This is a genomic window from Bartonella sp. MU70NMGDW, from assembly GCF_042194085.1.
Classification (GTDB): Bacteria; Pseudomonadota; Alphaproteobacteria; order Rhizobiales; family Rhizobiaceae; genus Bartonella; species Bartonella grahamii.
Window position 1 is genome coordinate 1 of sequence record NZ_JBHIMK010000416.1, and the last position, 1,010, is coordinate 1,010.

Genomic DNA, 1,010 nt, shown 5'->3' on the forward strand with positions numbered 1-1,010 from the left:
GGTTGCTTGATGAGAAAGCACCAAACCTTTTTCACTCAAATGAATTTGATTTTCCCCATGGGAGAGAATGAGCTCATTCTTCGTGATACGCAAAGCGCCATCAGAGCCGTCACTTTTCTTTCCTTTTTTGTGCTGTAAGAGCTTTATGTCGTTGCTCAAGCGACTCTTTTAATTGCTGAATTATTTTTTTCAATTTCTTCGTCAATTGTATGTATAAAATTAAGATAATCTGGTAAGATAATCTGGAAAGCTATCGAAAAACATATAAGAGTAAAGATATCGAACTCTCTATTGTACTAACCCAATATCCAGATAACAGAGCCTACAGCTATACTTATAATAAATACGCAGAATATTATTTTAAATCCTTCAATGAAAGCACCATAACTTCTTTAAATGCTAAAACTCATAGATTCTTTGTCAAATTCCGAAGAGATTCCCTAAACTTTATTATCTTGTTTTCAAATAGTCTTACACATTAGTTGTGTTTCTTGTATTGTCATATTTGGACTCATTGATTTTCTTAGTGTTGCATTTCATTTTCGTTGCGTTGCCAAATTTTTGTGCTTAACTACTTTCCCATCTGCCTCTTTCCGCTTTTTCAAAATTCCTGTTACACAAAAAACAAAGAGTTCCTATAATGACTGTAACGGATATAATGAGTATTATTGCAAATCTCATCGTTCATTCCTTTTTCAATGCAAATCATTGAAACGCCTCATGCATTTTTCTCCATTGCATCAATGAACAACTTTCCGTTTCTTATCGAAATATTTTTCTCAGACTTTGAAGCCTGTTATTTAAATTATCAACTTCGTGATCGAGCCTTTTAACCTCTTGATTTAATTTATCAATATGTTCATGATGTTTAGAAATCACTTCTAAATAATGTAATGATTGAGACTGATCCTTAAGCTTATTTGCTTCATTTAGTTCTCGAAAAGCCTCTGTTCTTTTCTCAACATGCTCAAATAAAGTAAAAACCTTCTCGAGCCGTTCAAAAATTGCAG

General features: G+C 32.8%; 1 pseudogene. It reads right to left on the reverse strand.

Annotated elements, in window-relative coordinates:
- Window positions 1-762: 762 nt before the first annotated feature.
- Window positions 763-1,010, reverse strand: a pseudogene (locus tag ACFIKE_RS11350) (hypothetical protein); the annotation flags it as partial.